This window comes from Paenibacillus glycanilyticus (assembly GCF_023715145.1).
GTDB lineage: Bacteria > Bacillota > Bacilli > Paenibacillales > Paenibacillaceae > Pristimantibacillus > Pristimantibacillus glycanilyticus_A.
The window spans coordinates 1-593 of sequence record NZ_JAMBNP010000034.1 but is presented as its reverse complement, the minus strand read 5'-3'; the positions used below and the strand labels follow the sequence as shown (position 1 = coordinate 593).

The window sequence follows — 593 nt, the reverse complement described above, 5'->3', positions numbered from 1 at the left end:
TACAAGAAAAGGTGAAGACCTTGTTCGCTGCCATTGAAGAGGCAGAGAAACAGGAAGATCAGGCGCTGAATAACTTGGACCTTCCTGAGCTCGGAGAGGCTTCTGCCATCACGAGCGAAAAGCTCGAACAGGCTGTTCAACGGCTTGAAAACAAGCTTCAAGAAAAGCCGAAGAACAAACCGTTAAAGAAAGCTGTGCGCCTTGTTCGGAAAGATCTTCTTCCTCGCCTGCACAAATATGAAGAGCAGCAGGAAACGCTCGGCAGCCGAAACAGCTTCAGCAAAACCGACACGGATGCGACGTTCATGCGCATGAAGGAAGACCACATGCGCAATGGTCAGCTAAAGCCGGGATATAACGTGCAGATTGGAACGGAAGATCAATTTATTCTCAGTTACAGTATTCATCAACGTCCAACGGATACCCGTTGTCTCAAGCCACACCTGGATAAAGTGAAAGCTTCATTGGTGAATTACCGGGAACCATCATCACAGATGCAGGTTATGGGAGCGAAGAAAATTATGCTTACCTAGAGTCTGAAGAACAACGAGCACTTGTAAAATACAATACTTATCATAAAGAAAACACCAAAG

Annotated in this window: 1 pseudogene; it reads left to right on the top strand. The window is 46.0% G+C overall.

Annotated elements, in window-relative coordinates:
• Positions 1–593 (top strand): annotated as a pseudogene (locus tag M3194_RS30810) (transposase); the annotation flags it as partial.